This window comes from Streptomyces sp. NPDC002853 (genome assembly GCF_053591915.1).
On the sequence record NZ_JBSFUS010000008.1, the window covers coordinates 230,656 to 255,418 of the forward strand.

Here is a 24,763-nt window from a genome sequence, read left to right on the forward strand (position 1 = left end):
TTCAGTTGGCCCAGGGGAGAGGCGCGTCGGACAGGCCCCAGTACAGGGACTTCTGGCGCTGGTACGCGCGGATGCCGTCGCGGCCCTTCTCGCGGCCGAGGCCGCTCTCCTTCATGCCGCCGAAGGGCGTGGCGATGCTGAACTGCTTGTAGGTGTTGATCCAGACCGTGCCCGCCTCGACGCGGCGCGCGATCCGCCAGGCGGCCCGGTGGTCGCGGGTCCAGATGCCGCAGGCGAGGCCGTAGACACTGTCGTTGGCCTGCCGTACGAGGTCGTCCTCGTCGTCGAAGGGCAGCGCGACCAGGACGGGCCCGAAGATCTCCTCCTGGCAGGTGCGCGAGGAGTTGGGGAGTCCGTCCAGGACGGTGGGCAGGTAGTACGCACCGTCCTCGTACTCCGCACCTTCCGGCGCGCCCCCGCCGCACAGCACCCGTGCGCCTTCCTCGCGGGCGAGATCGACGTACGAGGCGACGGAGTCCCGGTGCTTGTGGTGGACGAGGGGCGCGACCTGGGTGTCGGGGGAGGTGCCGGGCCCGACGCGCAACTTCCTTACCCGGGCGACCAGTTCGCCGACGAACTCCTCGTGGAGAGCGCGGGCGACGAAGAGCCGGGAGCCCGCGATGCAGGACTGCCCGCTGGAGGAGAAGATCCCGAACAGCACGCCGGCCAGAGCCTGTTCCACGTCGGCGTCGGCGAGGACGACCGTCGGTGACTTGCCGCCCAGTTCGAGCGAGACCGGCATCAGCTTCTCGGCCGCCGCGTGGGCGAGCGTGCGGCCCGTGCCCGTGCCGCCGGTGAAGGTGACCTTGCCGACGCGCGGGTGGCGGACGATCGCGTCCCCGACGACGCTGCCCCGGCCGGTGAGGACCGAGAGCAGAGCGGACGGGAGGTCGAATTCCGCCAGGGCGGCGCTGATCAGGCGGCCGAGCGCAAGCGAGACGAGGGGGGTCCACTCGGCGGGCTTGAGCAGGACCGCGTTGCCGGCCGCGAGCGCCGGGGCGAGCTTCTGGGCGTCGCTGGCGACCGGGGAGTTCCAGGGGTTGATCGCGCCGACGACGCCGATCGGCTCGTACACGCTCATCGTCACGTAGTCGCCGCGCGGGGGAGTGATGGCCTCCTCGGCGGTCTCCAGGGCGGCGGCCGTGTAGTGGAAGGTGGCCGCCGCGCTCGCGACCAGGGCGCGGGTCTCGGTGAGCGCCTTGCCCGTGTCGGCGGTCTGCAGGGCCGCGAGGTCGTCAGCGGACGCCTCGATCAGCTCGGCGACGCGATGCAGGAGCAGGGCGCGACGGTGGGGCAGCAGGTCACGCCAGCGCGGATCGGCGGCGGCCGCGGCCGCCGCCTCGGCCGCTTCGGCGACCTCGTCGAGGGAGACGGCGTGGACGGTGGCGAGCACGCGGCCCGTCGCGGGGTCGACGGTGTCGGCCGGGGCGCCCGCGCCGCGTCGCCACTCGCCCGCGATGAGGGCCTCGTCGGCCGGGATGCGGGGCATGGGGGGCCTCCTTGCATGCGGTGTCCGGGGTGAACCGCCGCGTGCTTCAGGCGAGTTCCGGATGCTCTTCGGTAAGCGCTAGAAATCTAAGGGCTTAAATATCTGAAGCGCAAGACCTGTCCGTCGACGGACTTCATGGATTTCCCCTGCGGAGACTCTTGACGCGCTCCGGTGCCGGGACGGTACAACTTAAGCGCTTAGAAACTTTGCGCTTACTCGCTTCTTGGCTTGAGTTTCCCCAGACTCCGTGGCCGTCGCGTTCCTCCCCTCGTCCCCGCCCCCTCAGCAGCGGAGTGCCCGCATGACGATCGACGCCTCCCCGGACCCAACGGTCCGGGCCGCCATAGCCGCCCGCTTCGAACGGCTACCCCTGTGCCGCTGGCACGTCACCGTCCGGCTCATCGTGGGCGCGGTCACCTTCTTCGAGGCCTTCGACCAGCTCCTGATCGCCTACGCCCTGCCGGAACTGCGCCACGAGTGGGACCTCAGCACGTCCGCCGCGACGCTGCTGCTCACCGTCGGCTCGATCGGCATGCTGATCGGGGCGCTGCTCTCCGGGCGCCTCGCGGACCGCATCGGCCGCGTCAAGGTCATCGCGCTGTGCATCGCGCTGTCCAGCGTCGCCAACCTGGCCCTGTCCGTGTCCACATCGCCCGACGCCTTCATGGCCCTGCGGTTCGTCCAGGGCCTGGCGATCGGCGGCGAGGTGCCGGTGGCGGCGACCTTCATCGCCGAGATCACCCGCAGCCACCAGCGCGGCCGCTTCGTCCTCCTCTACGAGCTGGTGTTCCCGGCGGGCCTGACCGTGGGCGCGCTGGTCGCGGCCTGGGTGGTGCCGATGCTGGGCTGGCGCTGGATGTACGCCATCGCCGCGCTGCCCGGCCTGCTCTGCATCCTCGTACAGCGGAAGGTCCCCGAGTCACCGCGGTGGCTGGCGGACCACGGCAGGACGCAGGAGGCGGACGCGGTGATGTCCGGCATCGAGGCGGACGTCGAGCGGATCACGGGGAAACCCCTGCCGCCCGTACCCGAGGCGCTTCCCGTGGTGGCCCCCGGCGAGGCGGCCTCCGGTCTTCGCGGCCTGTTCACCGGCCGCTACCGCCGCCGGACCTTGATCATCGGCGTGCTCTGGTTCACCGGCTACTTCGTCAACTACGGCATCACGTCCTGGCTCCCGACGATCTACCAGAACCGCTACGACCTGACCCTCTCCGACGCGCTCCTGTACTCCACCGTCACGTCCTGCGCGGGACTCCTCGGATGCCTGGTGGCCGCGCTCACGGTCGACCGGGTGGGGCGCAGGAAGGTCATCACCGGCTGTCTGGGCGGCGCGGCGGTGATGCTGGTGACGCTCGCGGCCGTCGGCGCGGACACGCCGGTGCAGGTCCTGGTGTGGACCTCGCTCGCCGCGGTCTTCTTCTTCGGCTCCAACATCTGCCTGTACCTCTACACGCCGGAGCTCTTCCCGACGCGGATGCGGGCACTCGGCAGCAGTGTCGGCGGGGCGATGAACCGACTCGGCGTCATCCTCGGCCCGATCGTGGTGGGTGTGGTGTACGCGGGCGGCAATGTGTCCACGGTGTTCGTGATGCTGGGGTCGGTGGCGCTGGTGGGGTCCGTGGTGGCCGCGGTGGGGGCCGAGGAGACTGCCGGGCGGCGCCTGGAGGAGGTCTCGCCTTGAGTTTGGCGGCCGTCAGCATCGGCTTCGCCGAGTTCGTCCCCAAACGCCGGACGGGCTGAAACTCATCAGCCTGGCCGGCGATTGCGGCCATCTTGTCGGGGGTCCAGGGGGGGGCGGAGCCCCGTGGTTACCCGAACCGCTCGATGCGGATGCGATCCACCGGCTGGCCCCCGGCCACCAGCAGGCGCGACGCATGCTCGGCGAAGCCGTTCGACCCGCAGATGTACGCCTCCCAGCCCCCCTCGGGCTGAGCCGGGCCGAGGAACGGCGCCAGGTGCTCGGCACGAAGCCGCCCCTCCGCCCGCGTCAACACCACCGTGGTCTCGTCGCCGTACTCGTCCGCGTAGATCAGGTCCTCGCGCGTCCGCGCGGAGACCAGCAGCCGCAACGGCACCGGCCGCCCCGCCCTCCGCCAGTGCCGCAGCATCGACATCAGCGGGACCACACCGGAGCCCGCCCCGAGCAGCAGCGCGGGGCGGTCGCCGGGCCACGCGAAGAACCCGGAGAGCGGCCCCCGCACCTCCACCACGTCGCCGACGCGGGCGACCGTGTGCAGATGCCCCGACACCTCGCCGCCCGGCACGTGGTCCAAAGTCAGCTCGATCTCGCCGCCCTCCTCGGGAGGGGAGGCGATCGAGTAGTGGCGCTGGGCCACGTACCCGTCCGGGGCGGTCAGCCGCAGCATCAGATGCTGGCCCGGCAGATGCCCCTGCCAGTCGGGCACCCTCAGACGGAAGGTCGAGACCGTTCCGGCGGCGTTGTCCCGGCGGACCTCCACCACGGTCGCCCGCTGCCAGAGGGAAGCCGCGCGACCGCTCACCTCGATCCGCCCGGGCACGGCGAACCGCGTGGGGGGCACGAAAGTCCCGGCCACGGTCTCGTTCACACGCTCAGTCACCGGCGTAACGCTCCTCCCGCCAGGGATTCCCCCGGTGGTGATAGCCGTTCTGCTCCCAGAAGCCGGGCTCGTCGTGGTCCAGGAGCCGCAGCCCCGCGACCCACTTCGCGCTCTTCCAGAAGTACAGGTGGGGGACGATCAGGCGGGCCGGGCCGCCGTGCTCGGGAGGCAGCGGGCCGTCCCCGTACTCCCAGACGATCCACGCCTTGCCGTCCGTCACATCGGCCAGGGGGAGGTTCGTGGTGTACCCCGTGTGCGACCACGCGACGACATGCGTGGCCTCCGGACGCGGCCCCGCGGCGGCCAGGAACGCGTCCAGGCCCACCCCGCCGAAACGCACCCCGAACTTGGACCAGCTGGTCACGCAGTGGATGTCGCCGCGGTACTCGGACGCGGGCAGCGCGTGCGCCTCGTCCCACGTCCAGGTGCGCGGGGTGGTGACGAGGCCGTCCACGCGGAACGTCCAGTCCGCTGCCGCCAGCTCGGGCGTCACCTCGGCGGACAGGACGGGCCAGCCGTCGGCCGCGTCGTACTGCCCGGGGGGCAGCCGCGGGTCGCGGTCGGCGGCGCGGGCGCGGCCGGTGAAGCCGCGGGTGGGTTCGATGGTCATACGGTGCGTGCCACTTCGGAGGTGCTTGTCGTGCTGGTGGGACCGGGCGCCGCGGAGTCCGCCGCGCCCTGCAGCGCGCGCAGGGCCCGCTGCTCGTCCACTGTCACCAGCGTACGGTCCCGCATCAGGACCCGGCCGTCGACCACTGTGTCCCGTACGTCACCGGACGTGGCGGCATAGGCCAGCATCGACCACGGGTCGTGCCGCGGGGTGAGGTGCGGCCGGGAGAGGTCGAGGACGATCAGGTCGGCGCGCTTGCCCGCCTCCAGGGAGCCGAGCTGGTCGCCGAGGCCCAGCGCCCGCGCCGATTCGACGGTCGCCATCCGCACGGCCTGCTCGGCGCCGACCGCCGTCGGGTCGCCGCCCGCCTTGTGCACGAGGGCGGCCATCTTCACCGCGCCCAGGAGGTCCAGGGTGTTGGAACTCACCGCGCCGTCCGTGCCGAGACCCACGGTGACGCCGGCGTCAAGGAGGTCGGGGACGCGCGCGATGCCGCAGCCAAGCTTCAGGTTCGACACCGGGCAGTGCGCGACGGCCGTGCCCGTGCGGGCGATCGTCCCGATCTCCGCGTCCGTGAGGTCGACCGCGTGCGCGAGCAGCGTGTCCGGTCCGAGCAGGCCGAGCGAGTCGAGCAACTCCACGGGCCGCATGCCGTGCTGCCCGGCGACCATCTCCACCTCGCCCGCGTTCTCGGCGGCGTGGATGTGCAGCAGGGCGCCGTGCTCGCGGGCGAGCGCGCCGATCGCCGTCAGCTGCTCGGGCACCAGGGTGTACGCGGAGTGCGCGAAGACCACCGGGCGGGTGCCGGGCGCCGGGGTGCGCGCGGCCAGGTCCGCCGCGGCCCAGCCGAGCCGGTCGGCGTAGGGGCGGCCGTCCGGCGGGCCCGGCACGTCCATGAACGTGGGGCCGGTCAGCAGGCGCCACCCGGCGTCGCGGGCCACGGCCTCGGCCGCCTCGTGGAACCAGTACATGTCCAGCGCGGCGGTGACCCCGCCACGTATGGATTCCGCGATCGCGCCCCGGATGCCCGCCGTCACCGTCTCCGGCGAGAGCCGCTGTGCCTCGGCCGGGATGACGCGGGCCAGGAAGCCCTGGAGGGTGACGTCGTCGGCGATGCCGCGGAACAGCGTCATCGCGAGGTGGGTGTGCGTGTTGATCAGGCCCGGCATGACGAGACAGCCGCCGGCGTCCAGCTCTTCGGCGGCCTCGTGGGCGGCGCGCAGCCGCTCGGCGGGACCCACCTCGATGATGCGGCCGTCGCGCACGGCGACGGCGCCGTCCCGCACGACGGTGCCGGACGCGTCGACGGTGAGGATGTCGCCGCCGTGGACCAGGAGATCCACGGGTCCGCCCCGGTCCTGGGCCGGCAGGTCAGTGGGGTGCATCGGTTCCGTTCTCCACAAGGTCGTTCAGGTGTCTGCTCAGCGCTCCGTGGCGGCAAGGAGACTAAGCGCGTCCAAGGTTATCCGTGCGCCCCGGTCGACTCCCTGGGCCACCACGTCGCGGTGCGGGTCGTAGCCACCGGTCGAGAAAGGTGTTTCCTCGTCGACGAGTTCGTCCGCGTTGGCGCCGTCGATGACCAGTGCGCCGCCCGCGACAAGGCCGTGCGTGGACGCGAAGACGTACAGCGCGGAGAGCTCCATCTCGATGGCCGCGATCCCGGCGGCCGCGTACGCCTCACCGGGCAGCGGCAGGAAGCCCGGCTGGAACGCGGCCCGCGTCCACACCACGCCACGGTGGTGCGGGGCGTCGGCCGCGCGGGCCGCCCGCTGCAGCGCGATGACCGCTTCCGGGGCCGCGAACGCCGGGTACTCGGCGGGGATCAGCTGCTGGGTCACGCCGTCGTCGCGTACCGCCGCGTCCGCGATGACCAGGTCGCCGTCGCGGATGCCGGAGCGGATCGCACCGGCCGTGCCGAGCCGCAGGATGGTGGTGACGCCCGCGTCCGCCAGCTCCTGGAAGAGGAGCAGGGCGCCGGGGGCGCCGACGCCGTGCGAGGCGACGACGACCGGGGTGCCCTGCCAACTGCCGGTGAAGGTGCGGTACTCGCGGTGGTACGACACCTCCTTGGCGTCGTCCAGGAGATCGGCGACGGCGGTGGCGCGCGCCGGATCGCCGACGACGACCGCACGGGTGGGCAGGCCGGTGCGGGGGACGCGGGTGATGGGCAGCGCGTCGGTGGGCGTACGGGCGTCGGTCGTCATGAAGCTGCTCCTAGGGCCGCTCGCGGCGGCGCCTGCCGTGGCGCGCCGGGCCCCGGAGACGGTAGCCGACGGCGGGACGCGAGGAGCATGCCGCCCGGCCCACGCCGAAGGGCGGCTCCCCGCGGGGAACCGCCCTTCAGTAAGTACTGACCAGATGTGCCTACTTGTTGTCGAGCACGTCCTGGACCTTGGCGCGCACGTCGTCCGTGGCGAGGCCGCGGATCGTCAGCGTCGTGCGGCGGCGCAGGACGTCGTCCGCCGTCTCGGCCCACTCGTGGTCACGGGCGTAGACGACCTGGGCCCAGATCTCCGGGGCGTCCGGCGAGACGCGCTCGGCGAGCTCAGGGTTCTCGTTCGCCAGGCGGGCGATGTCGAAGGAGAGCGAGCCGTAGTGCGTCGCCAGGTGCTTGGCGGTGTCGGCCGCCATGCGCGGGCCGGGCGCCGGGCCGTCGACCAGGAGACGGTGCGCGACCGCGCGCGGGTTGGCGATGCCGGGCAGCGGCAGGCGCTTCTGGAGCTGCGAGATCGGCTCGTAGTCGTCGCCGAGCGGGTGGCCGGGCAGCGACTCCAGCTTCTTCATCACCGTACGGCCGATGTGGCGGAAGGTCGTCCACTTGCCGCCCGCGACGGAGAGCATGCCGCGGGCTCCCTCGGTGACGACGGTCTCGCGCTTGGCCTTCGACGTGTCGCCGGGACCGCCGGGCAGCACGCGCAGGCCGGCGAAGGAGTACGTGATCAGGTCACGGGACAGCTGCTGGTCGCGGATGGAGAACGCGGCCTCGTCCAGGATCTGCGCGGTGTCGGCCTCGGTGACGCTCACGTCGGCCGGGTCACCCTCGAACTCCTCGTCCGTCGTGCCGAGAAGGAGCATGTCCTCCCACGGCAGGGCGAAGGTGATGCGGTACTTGTCGATCGGCGTGGCGAGCGCGGCCTTCCAGGGGGCGGTGCGCTTGAGGACCAGGTGCGCACCCTTGGAGAGGCGGATGGAGGGCGCCGCGTCGGGGTTCTCCATCTTGCGCAGGTGGTCGACCCACGGTCCCGTCGCGTTGAGCACGAGGCGGGCGTTGACGCCGAACTCGGTGCCGTCCATGCGGTCCTTGAGCTCCGCGCCCGTGACCCGGCCGCTGGTGAAGCGCAGGCCGGTGACCTCGGCGTGGTTCAGGACGGCGGCGCCGGCCTCGACGGCCGCGCGGACCGTCATCAGGGCCATGCGGGAGTCGTTCATCTGGTCGTCGCCGTAGACGGCGACGGCCTTGAGGTTGTCGGTGCGCAGCTCCGGCACGTCCTGCGCGGCCTTCGAGGGGCTGAGCAGGTGGCCGACGCCGTCGCCGAACGCGGACAGCGCGCTGTACGCGAACACGCCCGCGCCCAGCTTGGCGGCGCCGTGCGGGCCGCCCTTGTAGACGGGCAGGTAGAAGGTGAGCGGGTTCGCCAGGTGGGGGGCCACCTGACGGGACACCGCGCGACGCTCGAAGTGGTTCTCCGCGACCAGCTTCACCGCGCCGGTCTGCAGGTAGCGCAGACCGCCGTGGAGCAGCTTGGAGGAGGCGGAGGAGGTGGCGCCGGCGAAGTCACCGGCGTCCACCAGAGCCACCCGCAGTCCCGACTGCGCGGCATGCCAGGCGGTGGAGATGCCCAGGATCCCGCCGCCGATCACCAGGAGGTCGTACGTCGCCTTGGAAAGCTGCTCCCGGGTCTCGGCGCGGCTCGGGTTGGAACCGGCAGCCGGATGCGTCCCGAGGGCAGGGACGCTCTGCAGGGTGGTCATGTTGTTTACTCCTCGCCACTTTCGTCGAGCCAGCCCATGGAACGCTCTACGGCCTTGAGCCAGCTCTTGTACTCACGGGCGCGGGTGTCCGCGTCCATGCGGGGGGTCCATTCCGCCGCCCGGCGCCAGTTGGCGCGCAGTTCGTCGGTGCCGGACCAGAAGCCGACGGCGAGACCGGCGGCGTAGGCGGCGCCGAGGCAGGTCGTCTCGGCCACCATCGGGCGCACCACCGGTGCGTCGAGGAAGTTCGAGAGCGTCTGCATCAGCAGGTTGTTGGAGGTCATGCCGCCGTCGACCTTGAGGGCCGTGAGCTCGACGCCGGAGTCCTTCGTCATGGCGTCGGTGATCTCACGGGTCTGCCAGGCCGTGGCCTCCAGGACGGCGCGCGCGATGTGCGCCTTGGTGACGTACCGGGTGAGACCGGCGATCACACCGCGGGCGTCGGAACGCCAGTACGGGGCGAAGAGGCCGGAGAAGGCCGGTACGAAGTAGGCGCCGCCGTTGTCCTCGACCGACGACGCGAGCGTCTCGATCTCGGCGGCGGAGTTGATCAGGCCCATCTGGTCGCGCATCCACTGGACGAGCGAACCGGTGACGGCGATGGAACCCTCGAGGGCGTAGACCGGCTTCTGCTCGCCGATCTGGTAGCCGACGGTGGTCAGCAGGCCCGAGTAGGAGTTGATGGCCGACTCACCGGTGTTCATCAGCATGAAGGTGCCGGTGCCGTACGTGGACTTGGCCTCGCCCTTGGCGAAACAGGTCTGCCCGAAGAGGGCCGCCTGCTGGTCGCCGAGCGCGGAGGCCACGGGGATGCCGGGCAGGACGTCGCCGAGCTTGCCGCCGGTGACCTCGCCGTAGACCTCGGCGGAGGAGCGGATCTCGGGGAGCATCGCCATGGGGACACCGATGGACTCGGCGATCTTCTCGTCCCACTTCATGGTGTGCAGGTTCATCAGCATGGTGCGCGACGCGTTGGTGACGTCGGTGACGTGCTTGCCGCCGTTGACACCGCCCGTCAGGTTCCAGATGACCCAGGAGTCCATGGTGCCGAAGAGGATGTCGCCGGCCTCGGCGCGCTCGCGCAGGCCCTCGACGTTGTCGAGCAGCCAGCGGGCCTTCGGCCCGGCGAAGTAGCTGGCCAGCGGCAGGCCCGTCTCGCGGCGGAAGCGGTCCTGGCCGACGTTGCGGCCGAGCTCCTTGCACAGGGCGTCGGTGCGGGTGTCCTGCCAGACGATGGCGTTGTGCACCGGCTCGCCGGTGTTCTTGTCCCAGAGCAGCGTGGTCTCACGCTGGTTGGTGATGCCGATCGCCTTGATGTCCTCGTGGGTGATCCCGGCCTTGGAGATCGCGCTCGCGACGACTTCCTGGACGTTGGTCCAGATCTCGCTCGCGTCGTGCTCGACCCAGCCCGGCTTCGGGAAGATCTGCTCGTGCTCCTTCTGGTCGACCGAGACGATCCGGCCGTCCTTGTCGAAGACGATGCAGCGGCTGGAGGTGGTGCCCTGGTCGATCGCGGCGATGAAGGGGCCGGCGGTGTGTGCGTCGGTGGTCACGGTGTGCTCCTGAATTCTTGCTCGGCGGTCTGTCTCAGGCGGTCATCGGCTGCTGTCGCGGTCCTACTTGAACGCGATGTTGTAGATACCGCCCGCGATGGCGCCGCCGATCAGCGGGCCGACGATCGGCACCCATGCGTACGTCCAGTCCGAGCCGCCCTTGTTGGGCAGCGGGAGCAGGGAGTGCACGATGCGCGGACCCAGGTCACGGACCGGGTTGATCGCGTAGCCGGTGGGGCCACCGAGCGAGAGGCCGATGCCGACCACGACGAGCGCGGTGATCAGCGCACCGAGGACACCGATGCCGTTGCCGTTGTCGTTCAGGCCCTGCGTGAGGATCGCGAGGACCAGCACGACGGTGGCGATGACCTCGGTCAGCACGTTCTGCGCGTAGTTGCGGATCTCGGGGCCGGTCGAGAAGACACCGAGCACCGGACCGGCCTTGGGCGCGGCCTTCTGATCGACCAGACCCTCGTCCACCGGCTGCGCGGCGAGGATCGCCGGGTCGGTGAGGTGCGCCTTGAACTGGCCCATGTACGTGAGCCAGACCAGGATCGCGCCGATGATCGCGCCGAGCAGCTGCGAGCCGAGGTAGAGCGGAACGTTGCTCCACTTGGTGCCGCCCTCGATGGCGAGACCGACGGTGACCGCCGGGTTGAGGTGGGCGCCTGACACGCCACCCGCCAGGTAGGCGCCGGTGAGCACCGCGAAGCCCCACCCGAAGGTGATCGCGAGCCAGCCGGCGTCCTTGGCCTTGGAGGCCTTGAGCGTGACGGCGGCGCAGACGCCACCGCCGAGCAGGATGAGTATGGCGGTACCGATGGTCTCGCCGATGAAGATGTCGGAGCTGGACACCCGCGACTCCTTTGTCCTTCGTCCAGGGGAAGGCGAACCCCGGGTCCCTCCGGTGGTCCGCGACCTCAGGTGAGGTCGTTGCCGGCCCTTGGCCTTGTCACACTCTAGCGCGTAATGCCGGTAGGTGTTCGACAATGCCGACCGATGGACGCGAGTCTCACCCCGGCGTTACTTGCCCGTCAAGAGTTCTGTTATTGAAAACACGATCGTTATTGATCGTTTCGGGTTATCGGTGGTGACAGGGGTCGCCACCGGGTGAAACGTCGTCCAACGATGTTCGCGCAGAAGAGTGCCCCCTGCATGTTGAGCAGGGGGCAGAGGTGGGGCGCGGGCCGGCCGCGACCAGGCGGCGGGAACTCCCGGCGGGCGGGTCTAGAAGCGGCCGGCGCCCAGATCCCGCGACACGGCGCGGGCACAGTCCCGTACGGCAGCGATCAGGTCGGGGCGCAGCTCCCCGTCCCTCTGGACCCGCTCCACCGCGCCGGTGATGCCGACCGCGCCGACCGGCATGCGGCGCCGGTCGTGGATGGGGGCGGCCACGGACGCGATGCCCTCCCACGTCTCCTCGACGTCGGCGGCGTACCCCCGCGCGCGGGTCAGGTCGAGGGCGCCCTCGAAGGCCTCGGGGTCCACGACGGTGCGCGTGGTGAAGGTCTGCCGGTCGGCCTCGGCCTCGGCCGCCTCGCTGTGCGCCACCGGGTCATAGGCGGCGAGCACCTTGCCCAGGGCCGTGGAGTGCAGCGGCTGCATCGCGCCGACCTCCAGGACCTGGCGGCTGTCGTCGGGCCGGAAGACGTGGTGCACGATCAGGACGCCCTGCTGGTGCAGGACACCCAGGTAGACGCTCTCGCCGCTGGACCGGGCCAGGTCGTCGGTCCACACCAGGGCGCGGGCCCGCAGCTCGTGGACGTCGAGATAGCTGTTGCCCAGGCGCAGGAGCTCGGCGCCGAGCTGATAGCGGCCCGAAGCCGACTCCTGCTCGACGAAACCCTCCGCCTGCAGGGTGCGCAGAATGCCGTGGGCCGTTCCCTTGGCCAAGCCAAGGGCGGACGCGATCTCCGAGAGGCCGAGCCGTCGCTCTCCGCCCGCGAGCAGCCGCAGCATCGCGGCCGCCCGCTCGAGCGACTGGATGTTCCGTGCCATCGCAGCCCCTTCCTCCGTCCCCTGCTGACTCCAACGTTCGACAATGCTGAACACTATCGGTCGTTGTCGACCTCCCGCGACAGAGCGGCAGGCTGTGTTTCCGGCCGTGTTCCCGCAGGATTCTCGCGGTTCCCCGCCGCGCGCCGCGCCACACCCCCGGGAAGGGCGGACCCGCCGGGCGTCCGCCTCGTGAACACTCGCACGCTGTGGACCTTCGTCCCGTTACCCTGACCGAGTGCGCCTTCCTCCGAAGCGCAAAGCCGACAGCCGTCGCACCTCAGGGAGCTCTTTCATGGCCTCGTTGCCGACCCCCTCGTCCGGTTCCTCGAATCTTCAGGACCGAGCCCGAGTCGATGCCTTCCGCGAAGCCCTCGCCACCCGTGTGGTGGTGGCCGACGGCGCGATGGGCACGATGCTCCAGGCACAGGACCCCACCCTCGACGACTTCCAGCAGCTCGAGGGCTGTAACGAGATCCTGAACGTGACCCGCCCGGACATCGTCCGCTCGGTCCACGAGGAGTACTTCGCGGTCGGCGTCGACTGCGTCGAGACCAACACCTTCGGCACGAACTTCGCGGCCCTGAGCGAGTACGACATCCCCGAGCGGAACTTCGAGCTCTCCGAGGCCGGCGCGCGCATCGCCCGTGAGGTCGCCGACGAGTTCACCGCCTCTACCGGGCAGCAGCGCTGGGTCCTCGGCTCGATGGGCCCCGGCACCAAGCTGCCGACCCTGGGCCACGCCCCGTACACGGTGCTGCGCGACGCCTACCAGACCAACGCCGAGGGCATGATCGCGGGCGGCGCGGACGCGCTCCTGGTGGAGACCACCCAGGACCTGCTTCAGACCAAGTCCGCGATCCTGGGCGCCCGCCGTGCCCTGGAGGCCACGGGCGCGAACCTCCCGCTGATCTGCTCGGTCACCGTGGAGACCACCGGCACGATGCTGCTCGGCTCGGAGATCGGCGCCGCGCTGACCGCGCTCGAGCCGCTGGGCATCGACATGATCGGCCTGAACTGCGCCACCGGCCCGGCGGAGATGAGCGAGCACCTGCGCTACCTCGCCCGCCACTCGCGCGTCCCGATCTCCTGCATGCCCAACGCGGGCCTGCCGGTCCTGGGCAAGGACGGCGCCCACTACCCCCTGACGGCACCTGAGCTCGCCGACGCCCAGGAGAACTTCGTACGCGAGTACGGCCTCTCCCTGGTCGGCGGCTGCTGCGGCACGACCCCCGAGCACCTGCGCCAGGTCGTCGAGCGCGTCCGCGGCACGGAGACGGTCCGCCGTGAGCCGCGCCCCGAGCCGGGCGCCGCCTCGCTCTACCAGACCGTGCCCTTCCGCCAGGACACCTCCTACCTGGCCATCGGCGAGCGCACGAACGCCAACGGCTCGAAGAAGTTCCGTGAGGCCATGCTGGAGGGCCGCTGGGACGACTGCGTGGAGATGGCGCGCGACCAGATCCGCGAGGGCGCGCACATGCTCGACCTGTGCGTCGACTACGTCGGCCGCGACGGCGTCGCCGACATGGAGGAGCTCGCGGGCCGCTTCGCCACCGCCTCCACGCTGCCCATCGTCCTGGACTCCACCGAACTGCCGGTCATCCAGGCGGGGTTGGAGAAGCTGGGTGGCCGCGCGGTCATCAACTCCGTGAACTACGAGGACGGCGACGGCCCCGAGTCCCGCTTCGCGAAGGTCACCGCGCTGGCCAAGGAGCACGGGGCGGCGCTGATCGCGCTGACCATCGACGAGGAGGGCCAGGCCCGCACCGTCGAGCACAAGGTCGCCATCGCCGAGCGCCTCATCGACGACCTGACCGGCAACTGGGGCATCCACGAGTCGGACATCCTCATCGACTGCCTGACCTTCACCATCTGCACGGGCCAGGAGGAGTCCCGCAAGGACGGCATCGCCACCATCGAGGCGATCCGCGAGCTCAAGCGCCGCCACCCGGACGTGCAGACCACCCTGGGCCTGTCGAACATCTCCTTCGGCCTCAACCCGGCCGCCCGTGTCGTGCTGAACTCCGTCTTCCTGGACGAGTGCGTCAAGGCGGGCCTGGACTCGGCGATCGTGCACGCCTCCAAGATCCTGCCCATCGCGCGCCTGGAGGAGGAGCAGGTCAAGGTCGCCCACGACCTGATCTACGACCGCCGCGAAGAGGGCTACGACCCCCTGCAGAAGCTCATGGAGCTCTTCGAGGGCGTCAACATGAAGTCGATGAAGGCGGGCATGGCCGAGGAGCTCCTGGCCCTGCCGCTGGACGAGCGTCTCAAGCGCCGCATCATCGACGGCGAGAAGAACGGCCTGGACGCCGACCTGGACGAGGCGCTCCAGACCCGCCCCGCGCTCGACATCGTCAACGACACCCTCCTGGAGGGCATGAAGGTCGTCGGTGAGCTCTTCGGCTCCGGACAGATGCAGCTGCCGTTCGTGCTGCAGTCCGCCGAGGTCATGAAGACCGCGGTCGCGCACCTGGAGCCGCACATGGAGAAGTCGGACTCCGAGGGCAAGGGCACCATCGTCCTGGCCACCGTCCGCGGCGACGTGCACGACATCGGCAAGAACCTCGTCGACATCATCCTGTCCAACAACGGCTACAACGTGGTCAACCTCGGCATCAAGCAGCCGGTGGCCGCGATCCTGGACGCCGCGGCCGAGCACCGCGCGGACGTCATCGGCATGTCGGGTCTCCTGGTCAAGTCGACCGTGATCATGAAGGAGAACCTGGAGGAGCTCAACCAGCGCAAGATGGCCGCGGACTTCCCCGTCATCCTCGGCGGCGCCGCCCTCACCCGCGCGTATGTCGAGCAGGACCTGCACGAGATCTACGAGGGCGAGGTCCGCTACGCCCGCGACGCGTTCGAGGGCCTGCGCCTGATGGACGCCCTCATCGCGGTCAAGCGCGGCGTCCCCGGCGCCACGCTGCCCGAGCTGAAGCAGCGCCGCGTGCCGAAGAAGGACACGCCCGTCCTGCCGACCACCGAGGACGAGGGCCCCGCCCGCTCGGACGTCTCCGTCGACAACCCCGTCCCGACCCCGCCGTTCTGGGGCACCCGCGTCATCAAGGGCATCCAGCTCAAGGAGTACGCGTCCTGGCTGGACGAGGGCGCCCTGTTCAAGGGGCAGTGGGGCCTCAAGCAGGCCAGGACCGGCGACGGACCCTCGTACGAGGAGCTGGTGGAGAGCGAGGGACGGCCCCGGCTGCGCGGCTGGCTGGACGAGCTGCACACCAAGAACATGCTGGAGGCGGCCGTCGTGCACGGCTACTTCCCGTGCGTCTCCAAGGGCGACGACCTGATCATCCTGGACGACCAGGGCAACGAGCGCACCCGCTTCACCTTCCCGCGCCAGCGCCGCGGGCGGCGCCTGTGCCTGGCGGACTTCTTCCGCCCCGAGGAGTCCGGCGAGATCGACGTGGTCGGCCTGCAGGTCGTCACCGTCGGCTCGAAGATCGGCGAGGCCACCGCCGAACTGTTCGCCGCCGACTCCTACCGCGACTACCTCGAACTGCACGGCCTGTCCGTGCAGTTGGCCGAGGCTCTCGCCGAGTACTGGCACGCGCGGGTGCGCGCCGAGCTCGGCTTCGGCGGCGAGGACCCCGCCGACGTCGAGGACATGTTCGACCTGAAGTACCGCGGCGCGCGCTTCTCGCTGGGTTACGGAGCCTGCCCCGACCTGGAGGACCGCGCCAAGATCGCCGAGCTCCTGGAGCCCGAGCGGATCGGGGTGCAGCTCTCCGAGGAGTTCCAGCTCCACCCGGAGCAGTCCACGGACGCGATCGTCATCCACCACCCCGAGGCGAAATACTTCAACGCGCGCTGAGCGGGCAAGTCGTACACTTGTCGGTCCAGTGCAGGCCGGTTGCCACCCCGTCAAAAGGGGGCAACCGGCCTTTCCGTCCCTCATGGAGGTGTGCCCGGATGACCAGTACGGTTCCCGCGCTCGGTACCCGAACGGCCGAAGGCTCCGCCCTGCAGGCGGTGCTCCTCGACATGGACGGAACACTCGTGGACACCGAGGGGTTCTGGTGGGACGCGGAGGTGGAGGTCTTCGCCTCGCTCGGACACACGCTCGACGAGGCCTGGCGTGACGTCGTCGTCGGCGGCCCAATGACGCGCAGTGCCGGATTCCTCATCGCCTCCACCGGCGCCGACATCACCGTCCCCGAGCTGACCGTGCTGCTCAACGACGGCTTCGAGGACCGCATCGGGCGTGCCCTGCCGCTGATGCCGGGCGCCGCCAGACTCCTCGCCGAGCTCGCCGCGCACGAGGTGCCGATGGCACTGGTCTCCGCGTCGCACCGGCGCATCATCGACCGCGTGCTCGAATCGATCGGAGCCCACCACTTCACGCTCACCGTCGCGGGCGACGAGGTGACCCGCACCAAGCCGCACCCGGACCCGTACCTCCTCGCGGCGGCGGGGGTTGGGGCGGAACCGGCCAGATGTGCGGTCATCGAGGACACCGCGACCGGCGTCGCGGCGGCCGAGGCCGCGGGGTGCCGAGTGGTGGCCGTACCTTCGGTGGCGCCCATCGCACCGGCCTCGGGCCGGACCGTCGTTCCGTCCCTCGAACACGTCGACCTGCCTTTCCTGCAAGGATTGATGGCCGGAAAGTGCTGAACAGTTGAAGATGTGACCTTTCCCACTCCCGGGGCGGTCGACAGCTGGTCAGAGCTGTGCCGGACCTCCGATTTGGGCGAGTTGTCGAGTGGCGTTGTGTCCCGATTGAGGGGAACCTCACGAAACCTTCCCGTGTTGGGTTATCGGTGCGTCCGCGCCCGGTTTCGCTGCGTGATTGAGGGTCAACTCCGGTCCCTTCGAGCCCTCCTGGCGGTGCGGACTAATGTCATCGCGAGAACATCGCCCTGCCCCACGGACCGGCTGACCCCACCCCTCGCTGCCGGTCCGGACGGGACCAACAGCTCTGGAGAACGTCGAGCATGAACCGTAAGACTTTGGTGCTGCCGGCCGTCATAGGTCTGCTCGCTCCCGCGCTCGCGGCCTGTGGTGGGGCGGGCGACGGTGGGGGAGACGACGCGATCGCCGTCGGCACCACGGACCGGTTCTCCACCTCACCCGAGATCCCGGCCCCCTTCGACCCCGCGTACGCCTACGACGCGGGCTCCTGGAACGTCGTGCGCCAGACGGTCCAGACGCTGATGGCCGCCCCGCGCGGCGGCGGAGACCCCGAGCCTGACGCCGCCGAGAGATGCGGCTTCACCGACACCGGCAACGAGCGCTACGAGTGCACGCTGCGCAAGGGCCTGAAGTTCGCCGACGGCAAGCCGCTGACCGCCACCGATGTGAAGTTCTCCATCGAGCGGGTGCGCGACATCAAGATCAAGGACCCCAGCGGCTCCGCCGGCATGGTGTCCAACGTCGACGCGATCGAGACCGAGGGCGACCGGGGCATCGTCTTCCACCTCAAGAGCCCCGACGCGACGTTCCCGTACAAGCTGGCCACGCCCATCGCGGGCATCATCAGCTCGGAGCACTACGCCAAGAACAAGCTGCGCGACGGCTTCGACCTGGACGGCTCCGGCCCCTACACCGCCAAGCAAGAGGTCGACGGCAACGATCTCGTCAAGACGGTGTTCTCCAAGAACCCGAACTACAAGGGTGCGTACAAGCCCAAGAGCGACAAGATCGAGATGCGCACCTACGAGTCCACCGACTCCATGGGCGACGCTCTCAAGAGCGGCGACATCGACATGATGACGCGCACCATGTCGCCCGAGCAGATCAAGCAGCTCGACGAGGACCCGGGCAACGACATCGAGCTGGTCGAGACGCCCGGCCTGGAGATCCGCTACCTCGGCTTCAACACGGACGCCACCACCGTCAAGTCCAAGGCGGTCCGTCAGGCCATGGCGCAGGTCGTCGACCGCGGGGCCCTCGCCTCCGGCGTGTACGGCGACGCCGCCGAGCCGCTGTACTCCCTGGTGCCCGCCACGATCACCGGCCACACCAACTCGTTCTTCAACCAGTACGGCGACCCGAGTCCGTCCAAGGCCCGCTCCCTGCTGCAGAAGGCCGACATCAGCACCCCGGTGAAGCTCACCCTGCACTACACGACGGACCACTACGGCCCGGGCACCAAGAAGGAGTTCGAGCTCCTTCGCAAGCAGCTCAACGAGAGCGGCCTGTTCGACGTGTCGATCAAGGGCACGGAGTGGAACACCTTCCGCCCCGCCGAGCAGAAGGGCGCGTACGACGTCTACGGGATGGGCTGGTTCCCGGACTTCCCCGACGCCGACAACTTCCTGACGCCGTTCCTCGACAAGAACAACATCCTCGGCTCGCCGTACGTGAACAGCACCATCAACGACGAGCTGCTCCCGCACTCGCGCCGCGAGGCGGATCGGCTCACCGCCTCCAAGAGCATCAAGAAGATCCAGGACATCGTCGCCGAGGACGTGCCGGTGCTTCCGCTCTGGCAGGGCAAGCAGTACATCGCCGCCGGCGACGACATCACGGGCGTCGAGTGGGCCCTCAACTCGTCCTCGAACCTGCAGCTGTGGGAGCTCGGCCGCGGTGTGAGCGGCTGACCTCCGCGCACACCGGCACACAAGGCAGCCGGGCTTCGCTCCACCGAATGACATCAACGACAAGGCACGTTCGTGAATTTGCGTAACCAGTGGCTGGCCCTTCCCCTCTCGGGCGGGCTGGCCGCGGCTCTGCTGACCGGCTGCGGCACGGAATCGGGTGGAGCGGGGGAGGACGGCGAATCCGTGGTGATGGGGATGTCGGACGACGTCCTCGCCACCGACCCGGCGTCCGGCTACGACCCCGGGTCGTGGCTCCTGTTCAACAACGTCTTCCAGTCCCTGATGAGCTTCCCGAACGGGGGCACGGAGCCGGAGCCCGAGGCCGCCAAGGAGTGCGGCTTCACCGACACGGAGACCAGAGTCTTCGAGTGCACGCTGCGGGACGGTCTGAAGTTCAGCAACGGCAACGCGCTGACCTCGAAGGACGTCAAGTTCTCCTTCGACCGCATGATGAAGATCAACGACGACGACGGCCCCGCGATCATGTTCCCGATGCTTGACCGCGTCGAGACCCCGAACGCCAAGAAGGTCGTCTTCAAGCTCAAGTACGCCGACGCGACCTTCCCCAGCAAGATCGCGTCCGGCGCCGGTTCCATCGTCGACCACGCGTCGTACGACATGAACTCCCTGCGCGGCGGTGACGAGGCCACGGGCTCGGGCCCGTACAAGCTCGACTCGTTCGACAAGAACCAGGCGGTCTTCTCGGTCAACCCCGACTACAAGGGCACCGCCAAGGTGAAGAACAAGGGCGTCACGCTCAAGTTCTTCCACGACGACCAGAGGGGCCTGAAGAAGGCACTCCTGGACGACAAGATCGACATCGCGTACCGAGGCCTCGCCGCGTCCGACATCGCGGACATCGAGGCCGACACCTCCGACGCGAGCCAGAACATCGACGTCGTCGAGGGCACCAGCGCCGAGGTGCAGCACCTGGTCTTCAACATGAAGGACCCGGTCGCGGGCAAGCTCGGCGTACGCAAGGCCATGGCGTACCTGCTCGACCGCGACGCCCTGGTCAAGGACGTCTACCGGGACACGGCGACGCCGCTGTACTCGATCGTCCCGGCCGGCATCGGCGGCCACAACACCGCCTTCTTCGACACCTACGGCGCCCGCCCGCAGCGCTCCAAGGCCGCGGCGGCCCTGCGCGCTGACGGCATCAGCGGCAAGGTCAAGCTCACGCTCTGGTCCACGCCCTCGCGCTACGGCCCCTCGACCGACCAGGAGCTGAAGGCGATCGCCAAGCAGCTCAACGCGAGCGGTCTCTTCGACGCCGACGTGAAGTCGATCGAATTCAGCCAGTACGAGCGGGACATCAAGTCCGGCAAGTACGGCGTGTACGTCAAGGGCTGGGTGCCGGACTACCCGGACCCGGACAACTTCACGCAGCCGTTCTTCGGCAAGGGCAACGTCCTGGGCAACGGCTACGAGAACAGCGACATCACCGGGAAGATCATCCCCGGCACCGCCGCCGAGACCGACCGCACCAAGACCGACGAGGACTACGCCGAGCTCCAGGAGACCGTCGCCGACGAGCTGCCGATCCTGCCGGTCTGGCAGGCCAAGCAGTACGCGGTCATCCGTGACGACGTGTACGGCGTGGAGTCGTGCCTCGACGCGTCGACGGTGTTCCGCTTCTGGGAACTCAGCAAGGCCTGATCCCACGGACACAGGAAAAGGCGGCCGCTCCCTTTCGGGGCGGCCGCCTTCATGCGTCCGGTCGTGCTGCCTGCCGTCACTGGGCGCCGGGGCGCACCAGACCGCTCTCGTACGCGTACACGGCGGCCTGCACGCGGTCGCGGAGGCCGAGCTTCGTGAGCACGTGACCCACATGCGTCTTGACCGTCGTCTCGCTCACGAACAGGTCGGCCGCGATCTCCGCGTTCGACAGGCCGCGGGCCACCAGCTTGAGGACCTCGACCTCCCGCTCGGTGAGCGTGTGCAAGGTGTCCGGCACCGGCTCGTCGCCCGACGGGAGATGACCGGCGTACTTGTCCAGGAGCCTGCGGGTGATGCTCGGCGCGAGCATCGCCTCGCCCGACGCGACCACGCGGATCGCCTGCACCAGCTCGTTCGCCGGGGCGTCCTTGAGCAGGAAGCCGCTGGCGCCCGCGCGCAGCGCCTCCACCACGTACTCGTCGAGGTCGAACGTGGTCAGGACCAGGACCTTCGCGGGACCGTCGCGGCCCGGTCCGGTGATCTGCCGGGTCGCCTCGACGCCGTCCATCCGCGGCATGCGGATGTCCATCAGGACCACATCGGGCTGCAGCGCCCGCACCTGGTCGAGAGCCTGCAGGCCGTCCCCGGCCTCGCCGACGACCGCGACGTCCTGCTCGGCCTCCAGGATCATCCGGAATCCCGTGCGCAGCAGTGGCTGGTCGTCGACCAGTAGGACACGGATCGCCACGTAACTCTCCTTCGCTAGCCCGGGGCCATTCTGCCCTGCGCGTCCTCTTCGGACTCGGGCACCCTCACCGCAAGGGGGTACGGCGGGGGAGTCCCGCCGAATTCCGGACATACGGCCTGGTGGTCGCACCAACCGCAGAGCTTCGTGGGCCTCGGCCGCCAGTCACCCGTCTCGGTGGCGAGCGTGATCGCCTCCCACAGCGCGTGCAGCTTCCGCTCGACCTGCTCCAGGTCCTCGATCCTGGGGTCGTACGTGATGACGTCCCCGCTGCCCAGATAGACGAGCTGGAGACGGCGCGGGACCACGCCCTTCAGCCGCCACACCACCAGGGCGTAGAACTTCATCTGGAAAAGCGCGCCCTCCGAATACTCGGGGCGGGGCGCCTTGCCCGTCTTGTAGTCGACGATCCGCACCTCGCCGGTGGGCGCCACGTCCACGCGGTCGATGATGCCGCGCAGCTTCAGGCCCGACTCCAGCTCCGCCTGCACGAACAGCTCACGCTCCGCGGGCTCCAGACGGGTGGGGTCCTCCAGGGTGAACCACCGCTCGACGAGCTTCTCCGCGTCCGCCAGCCAGCGCGCGAGCCGCTCACCCTGCTCGTCGCCCGCGAACAGCTCCGTCAGCTCCGGCTTGGCCTCGCGCAGACGGTCCCACTGGCCGGGGATCAGTGACTTGGCGCTCGTCGCCGTCCGCTCGCCCGCGGGCGCGTCGAAGAGCCGCTCCAGGACGGCGTGCACCAGCGTGCCGCGGGTCGCCGCCTCGCTCGGCTTCTCCGGCAGCTTGTCGATGACCCGGAACCGGTAGAGCAGCGGACACTGCATGAAGTCACTGGCGCGCGAGGGCGACAGGGACGCCGGACGCACGGCCGTCACGGCACCGTCGGTGCTGGTTTCCATAGGGACAGACCCTACGACCCGCCACTGACAACGGCCGCATACCATCGACGACAGACCCTCTCGCCCTGCATGATCGTGCGTGTACCGCGCCGGGCAGGGGCGAGGGACGCATCGAACGAGGGGACATCGTGGACGAGAGCGGCGGGAGCGGCAGGCCGCGATCCGACGGCACGGACGGCCGACGACCGGGCGCCGCGGAAGACGCCGGCCACCCGGACTCGCCACGTCCGGTGGACACGGCTGACACGGCTGACACGGCCCCAACCACCGCCGGGGACGCCGGCGCCGAAGACACCGCCCCGGCCGGGGCGAGCAAGGCGACGCCCCCGCACGCGCCCGAGCCCGTACAGACGCCGCACCCCGAGCCCGCGCAGACACCACGCACCGAGCCCGAACCCGCGCCCCCCACCGACCGCCTCACCAAGACCCCGCACGACACGCCCGGGAAGACGCCGCGCGACACGCACCCCGAGTTCGCGCACGCCACCCACGGCCCCGCCCCGAAGGCCACCCCGCCGCAGGGCAAGAAGGGCCCCGGGGGAGGGCTCCTGATGGGGCGCCCCTTCGGGGTGCCCGTGTACGTGGCGCCGAGCTGGTTCCTCGTCGCCGCCCTCATCACCTGGGTCTTCGGCGGCCAGCTCGACCGCGTCCTGCCCGAACTCGGCGCCGCCCGCTACCTGGTCTCGCTCTTCTTCGCCGTCGCCTTCTACGCCTCCGTGCTCGTCCACGAGCTGGCGCACACCGTCGTCGCCCTGCGCTACAAGCTGCCGGTACGCCGCATCCAGCTGCAGTTCTTCGGCGGCGTCTCGGAGATCGAGAAGGAGTCCGAGACCCCCGGACGCGAGTTCGTCCTCGCCTTCGTGGGCCCGCTGCTCTCCCTCGTCCTGTCGGGCGTCTTCTACGGGGCCATGCGCCTCGTGGAGCCCGGCACCGTACCCGGCGTCCTGCTCGCGGGGCTGATGATCTCGAACCTCATCGTCGCCGCCTTCAACCTCCTGCCCGGCCTGCCCCTGGACGGCGGCCGCATGCTCCGCGCCGTCGTCTGGAAGATCACCGGCAAGCCCATGAGCGGCACCATCGCCGCCGCCTGGGTCGGCCGCGCGCTCGCCATCTCCGTCCTGATCGGCCTGCCCCTGCTCAACCAGTCCGGCGCCCTCGGCGGCGAGACCCAGGACATCGGCGGCATGGACACCGTCACCGACGCCCTGCTCGCCGCGATCCTCGCCGCGATCATCTGGACCGGCGCCGGGAACAGCCTGCGCATGGCCCGCCTGCGCGAGCACCTGCCCGAACTCCGCGCCCGCGCCCTGACCCGCCGCGCCGTCCCCGTCGAGTCGGCCACCCCGCTCTCCGAGGCACTGCGCCGCGCCAACGCCTCCGGGGCCCGCGCCCTCGTGGTGGTCGACGCCGACGGCGACCCCATGTCGGTGGTCCGCGAGGCGGCCATCGTCGGCGTGCCCGAACACCGCCGCCCCTGGGTAACCGTCAGCGGCCTAGCCCAGGACATCACCGAAGGCATGCGCATCTTCGCCGAACTGGCCGGTGAGGAACTCCTCGACACCCTCCGGGCGACACCCGCCACCGAGTACCTCGTGGTCGAGGCCTCCGGCGAGATCTACGGCGTACTGTCCGCCGCCGACGTGGAGCGGGCCTTCGTCAAGGCGATGGCCCGCCCCAGCTGACCCGCCCCGGCCGACCCCGACACCCTGGTCGGCGGCTCCCGCACGGCCCGGTAGGCTGGTCACATGTCCGAACCGACCGGTGCCGCCCGCCGACGCGGGCCCTTCAAGGTCGGGGACCAGGTTCAGCTGACCGACCCCAAGGGCCGCCACTACACGTTCACGCTCGAGGCCGGGAAGAACTTCCACACCCACAAGGGTTCCTTCCCCCACGACGAGCTGATCGGTGCTCCCGAGGGCAGCGTTGTCCGCACCACGGGAAACGTCGCCTACCTCGCGCTGCGCCCCCTGCTCCCCGACTATGTCCTTTCCATGCCCCGCGGCGCCGCCGTGGTCTACCCCAAGGACGCGGGGCAGATCCTGGCCTTCGCCGACATCTTCCCCGGCGCCCGCGTCGTGGAAGCGGGTGTGGGCTCCGGCTCGCTCAGCAGCTTCCTCCTGCGTGCCATCGGCGACGAGGGCATGCTGCACTCGTACGAGCGCCGCGAGGACTTCGCCGAGATCGCCCAGCAGAACGTGGAGCGCTACTTCGGCGCCCCGCACCCCGCCTGGCAGCTCACCGTCGGCGACCTCCAGGACAACCTGAGCGACACCGACGTCGACCGCGTCATCCTCGACATGCTCGCCCCCTGGGAGTGCCTGGACGTCGTCTCCAAGGCGCTCGTCCCCGGCGGCATCCTCTGCTGCTACGTCGCGACCACCACCCAGCTCGCGCGGACCGTCGAGTCCATCCGCGAGATCGGCGGCTTCAACGAGCCGACCGCCTGGGAATCGATGATCCGCAACTGGCACGTCGAGGGCCTGGCCGTCCGCCCCGATCACCGCATGATCGGCCACACCGGCTTCCTGCTCACCGCCCGCCGCCTCGCGGACGGCGTCGAGCCGCCCATGCGCCGCCGCCGCCCCTCCAAGGGCGCCTACGGCGACGACTACACCGGCCCGAACGCCGACGGCGGCACGCCCCGCGCGGAGCGCTGACCACCCCGGCACCGCAGGCCCCCACGCACAACCGCTGAACGCACAGGCGCTGCC

18 protein-coding genes are annotated in these 24,763 nt (G+C 70.3%); 7 read left to right on the plus strand and 11 right to left on the minus strand.

All coding sequences use genetic code 11. The annotated features are described in order from the left end of the window. Nucleotide 1 precedes the first annotated feature (1 nt). Nucleotides 2-1,489: an aldehyde dehydrogenase family protein gene (locus tag ACWD02_RS23120; protein ID WP_451213934.1), complete on the minus strand. Its 1,488-nt coding sequence runs from the start codon at nucleotides 1,487-1,489 to the stop codon at nucleotides 2-4. A gap of 301 nt (nucleotides 1,490-1,790) precedes the next feature. Between ACWD02_RS23120 and ACWD02_RS23125 the strand changes: the two genes are divergently transcribed. Next, nucleotides 1,791-3,170, plus strand: a complete 1,380-nt coding sequence (locus ACWD02_RS23125) for an MFS transporter (protein ID WP_451213937.1) — start codon at nucleotides 1,791-1,793, stop codon at nucleotides 3,168-3,170. 127 nt (nucleotides 3,171-3,297) lie between these two features. Here ACWD02_RS23125 and ACWD02_RS23130 read toward each other — a convergent pair whose 3' ends face one another. From ACWD02_RS23130 to ACWD02_RS23165, 8 genes are all read right to left on the minus strand, one after another. Further along, complete coding sequence (locus tag ACWD02_RS23130; protein ID WP_451214575.1) at nucleotides 3,298-4,044, minus strand: ferredoxin reductase; 747 nt, start codon at nucleotides 4,042-4,044, stop codon at nucleotides 3,298-3,300. A gap of 16 nt (nucleotides 4,045-4,060) precedes the next feature. Next, nucleotides 4,061-4,672 (minus strand): sulfite oxidase-like oxidoreductase, encoded by a 612-nt coding sequence (locus tag ACWD02_RS23135; protein WP_451214577.1) that lies wholly within the window; start codon nucleotides 4,670-4,672, stop codon nucleotides 4,061-4,063. Nucleotides 4,673-4,674: 2 nt separating this feature from the next. Further along, nucleotides 4,675-6,063 carry an amidohydrolase gene (locus ACWD02_RS23140; protein ID WP_451213940.1) on the minus strand — a complete coding sequence of 463 codons (1,389 nt, stop codon included), beginning with the start codon at nucleotides 6,061-6,063 and terminating at the stop codon, nucleotides 4,675-4,677. 36 nt (nucleotides 6,064-6,099) lie between these two features. Then, nucleotides 6,100-6,882 carry a nucleoside phosphorylase gene (locus ACWD02_RS23145; RefSeq protein ID WP_451213943.1) on the minus strand — a complete coding sequence of 261 codons (783 nt, stop codon included), beginning with the start codon at nucleotides 6,880-6,882 and terminating at the stop codon, nucleotides 6,100-6,102. Between the two features lie 160 nt (nucleotides 6,883-7,042). Then, nucleotides 7,043-8,650: an FAD-dependent oxidoreductase gene (locus ACWD02_RS23150; RefSeq protein WP_451213946.1), complete on the minus strand. Its 1,608-nt coding sequence runs from the start codon at nucleotides 8,648-8,650 to the stop codon at nucleotides 7,043-7,045. Between the two features lie 5 nt (nucleotides 8,651-8,655). After that, entirely contained in the window at nucleotides 8,656-10,203 is a 1,548-nt protein-coding gene (glpK, locus tag ACWD02_RS23155; RefSeq protein ID WP_451213949.1) for a glycerol kinase GlpK, read from the minus strand. A gap of 63 nt (nucleotides 10,204-10,266) precedes the next feature. After that, nucleotides 10,267-11,058 (minus strand): MIP/aquaporin family protein, encoded by a 792-nt coding sequence (locus ACWD02_RS23160; RefSeq protein ID WP_451213952.1) that lies wholly within the window; start codon nucleotides 11,056-11,058, stop codon nucleotides 10,267-10,269. Between the two features lie 372 nt (nucleotides 11,059-11,430). After that, nucleotides 11,431-12,201, minus strand: coding sequence for an IclR family transcriptional regulator (locus ACWD02_RS23165; RefSeq protein WP_451213955.1), 771 nt, complete (start codon nucleotides 12,199-12,201; stop codon nucleotides 11,431-11,433). 292 nt (nucleotides 12,202-12,493) lie between these two features. On the opposite strand from ACWD02_RS23165, the gene metH reads away from it, so the two are divergent. The 4 genes from metH to ACWD02_RS23185 all read left to right on the plus strand — a co-directional run bounded on the left by metH (nucleotide 12,494) and on the right by ACWD02_RS23185 (nucleotide 20,408). Then, nucleotides 12,494-16,021, plus strand: a complete 3,528-nt coding sequence (gene metH / locus ACWD02_RS23170; protein ID WP_451213958.1) for a methionine synthase — start codon at nucleotides 12,494-12,496, stop codon at nucleotides 16,019-16,021. Between the two features lie 98 nt (nucleotides 16,022-16,119). After that, nucleotides 16,120-16,821, plus strand: coding sequence for an HAD-IA family hydrolase (locus tag ACWD02_RS23175; RefSeq protein WP_451213961.1), 702 nt, complete (start codon nucleotides 16,120-16,122; stop codon nucleotides 16,819-16,821). A 320-nt stretch (nucleotides 16,822-17,141) separates the two neighbouring features. Continuing rightward, nucleotides 17,142-18,749 carry an ABC transporter substrate-binding protein gene (locus tag ACWD02_RS23180; protein ID WP_451213964.1) on the plus strand — a complete coding sequence of 536 codons (1,608 nt, stop codon included), beginning with the start codon at nucleotides 17,142-17,144 and terminating at the stop codon, nucleotides 18,747-18,749. Nucleotides 18,750-18,821: 72 nt separating this feature from the next. Further along, nucleotides 18,822-20,408, plus strand: coding sequence for an ABC transporter substrate-binding protein (locus ACWD02_RS23185; RefSeq protein WP_451213967.1), 1,587 nt, complete (start codon nucleotides 18,822-18,824; stop codon nucleotides 20,406-20,408). Between the two features lie 76 nt (nucleotides 20,409-20,484). On the opposite strand, the gene ACWD02_RS23190 is transcribed toward ACWD02_RS23185, so the two are convergent. Beyond that, nucleotides 20,485-21,156: a response regulator gene (locus ACWD02_RS23190; protein ID WP_135332738.1), complete on the minus strand. Its 672-nt coding sequence runs from the start codon at nucleotides 21,154-21,156 to the stop codon at nucleotides 20,485-20,487. Between the two features lie 14 nt (nucleotides 21,157-21,170). Then, the gene (locus ACWD02_RS23195) at nucleotides 21,171-22,052 is read right to left on the minus strand and encodes a RecB family exonuclease (protein ID WP_451213971.1); all 882 of its coding nucleotides are present in this window, start codon (nucleotides 22,050-22,052) and stop codon (nucleotides 21,171-21,173) included. 128 nt (nucleotides 22,053-22,180) lie between these two features. On the opposite strand from ACWD02_RS23195, the gene ACWD02_RS23200 reads away from it, so the two are divergent. Both ACWD02_RS23200 and ACWD02_RS23205 read left to right on the plus strand, forming a co-directional pair. Further along, on the plus strand, nucleotides 22,181-23,734 hold the full coding sequence (locus tag ACWD02_RS23200; protein WP_451213974.1) for a site-2 protease family protein: 1,554 nt from the start codon (nucleotides 22,181-22,183) through the stop codon (nucleotides 23,732-23,734). A 63-nt stretch (nucleotides 23,735-23,797) separates the two neighbouring features. Next, nucleotides 23,798-24,709, plus strand: a complete 912-nt coding sequence (locus ACWD02_RS23205) for a tRNA (adenine-N1)-methyltransferase (RefSeq protein WP_249590980.1) — start codon at nucleotides 23,798-23,800, stop codon at nucleotides 24,707-24,709. Nucleotides 24,710-24,763 lie beyond the last annotated feature (54 nt).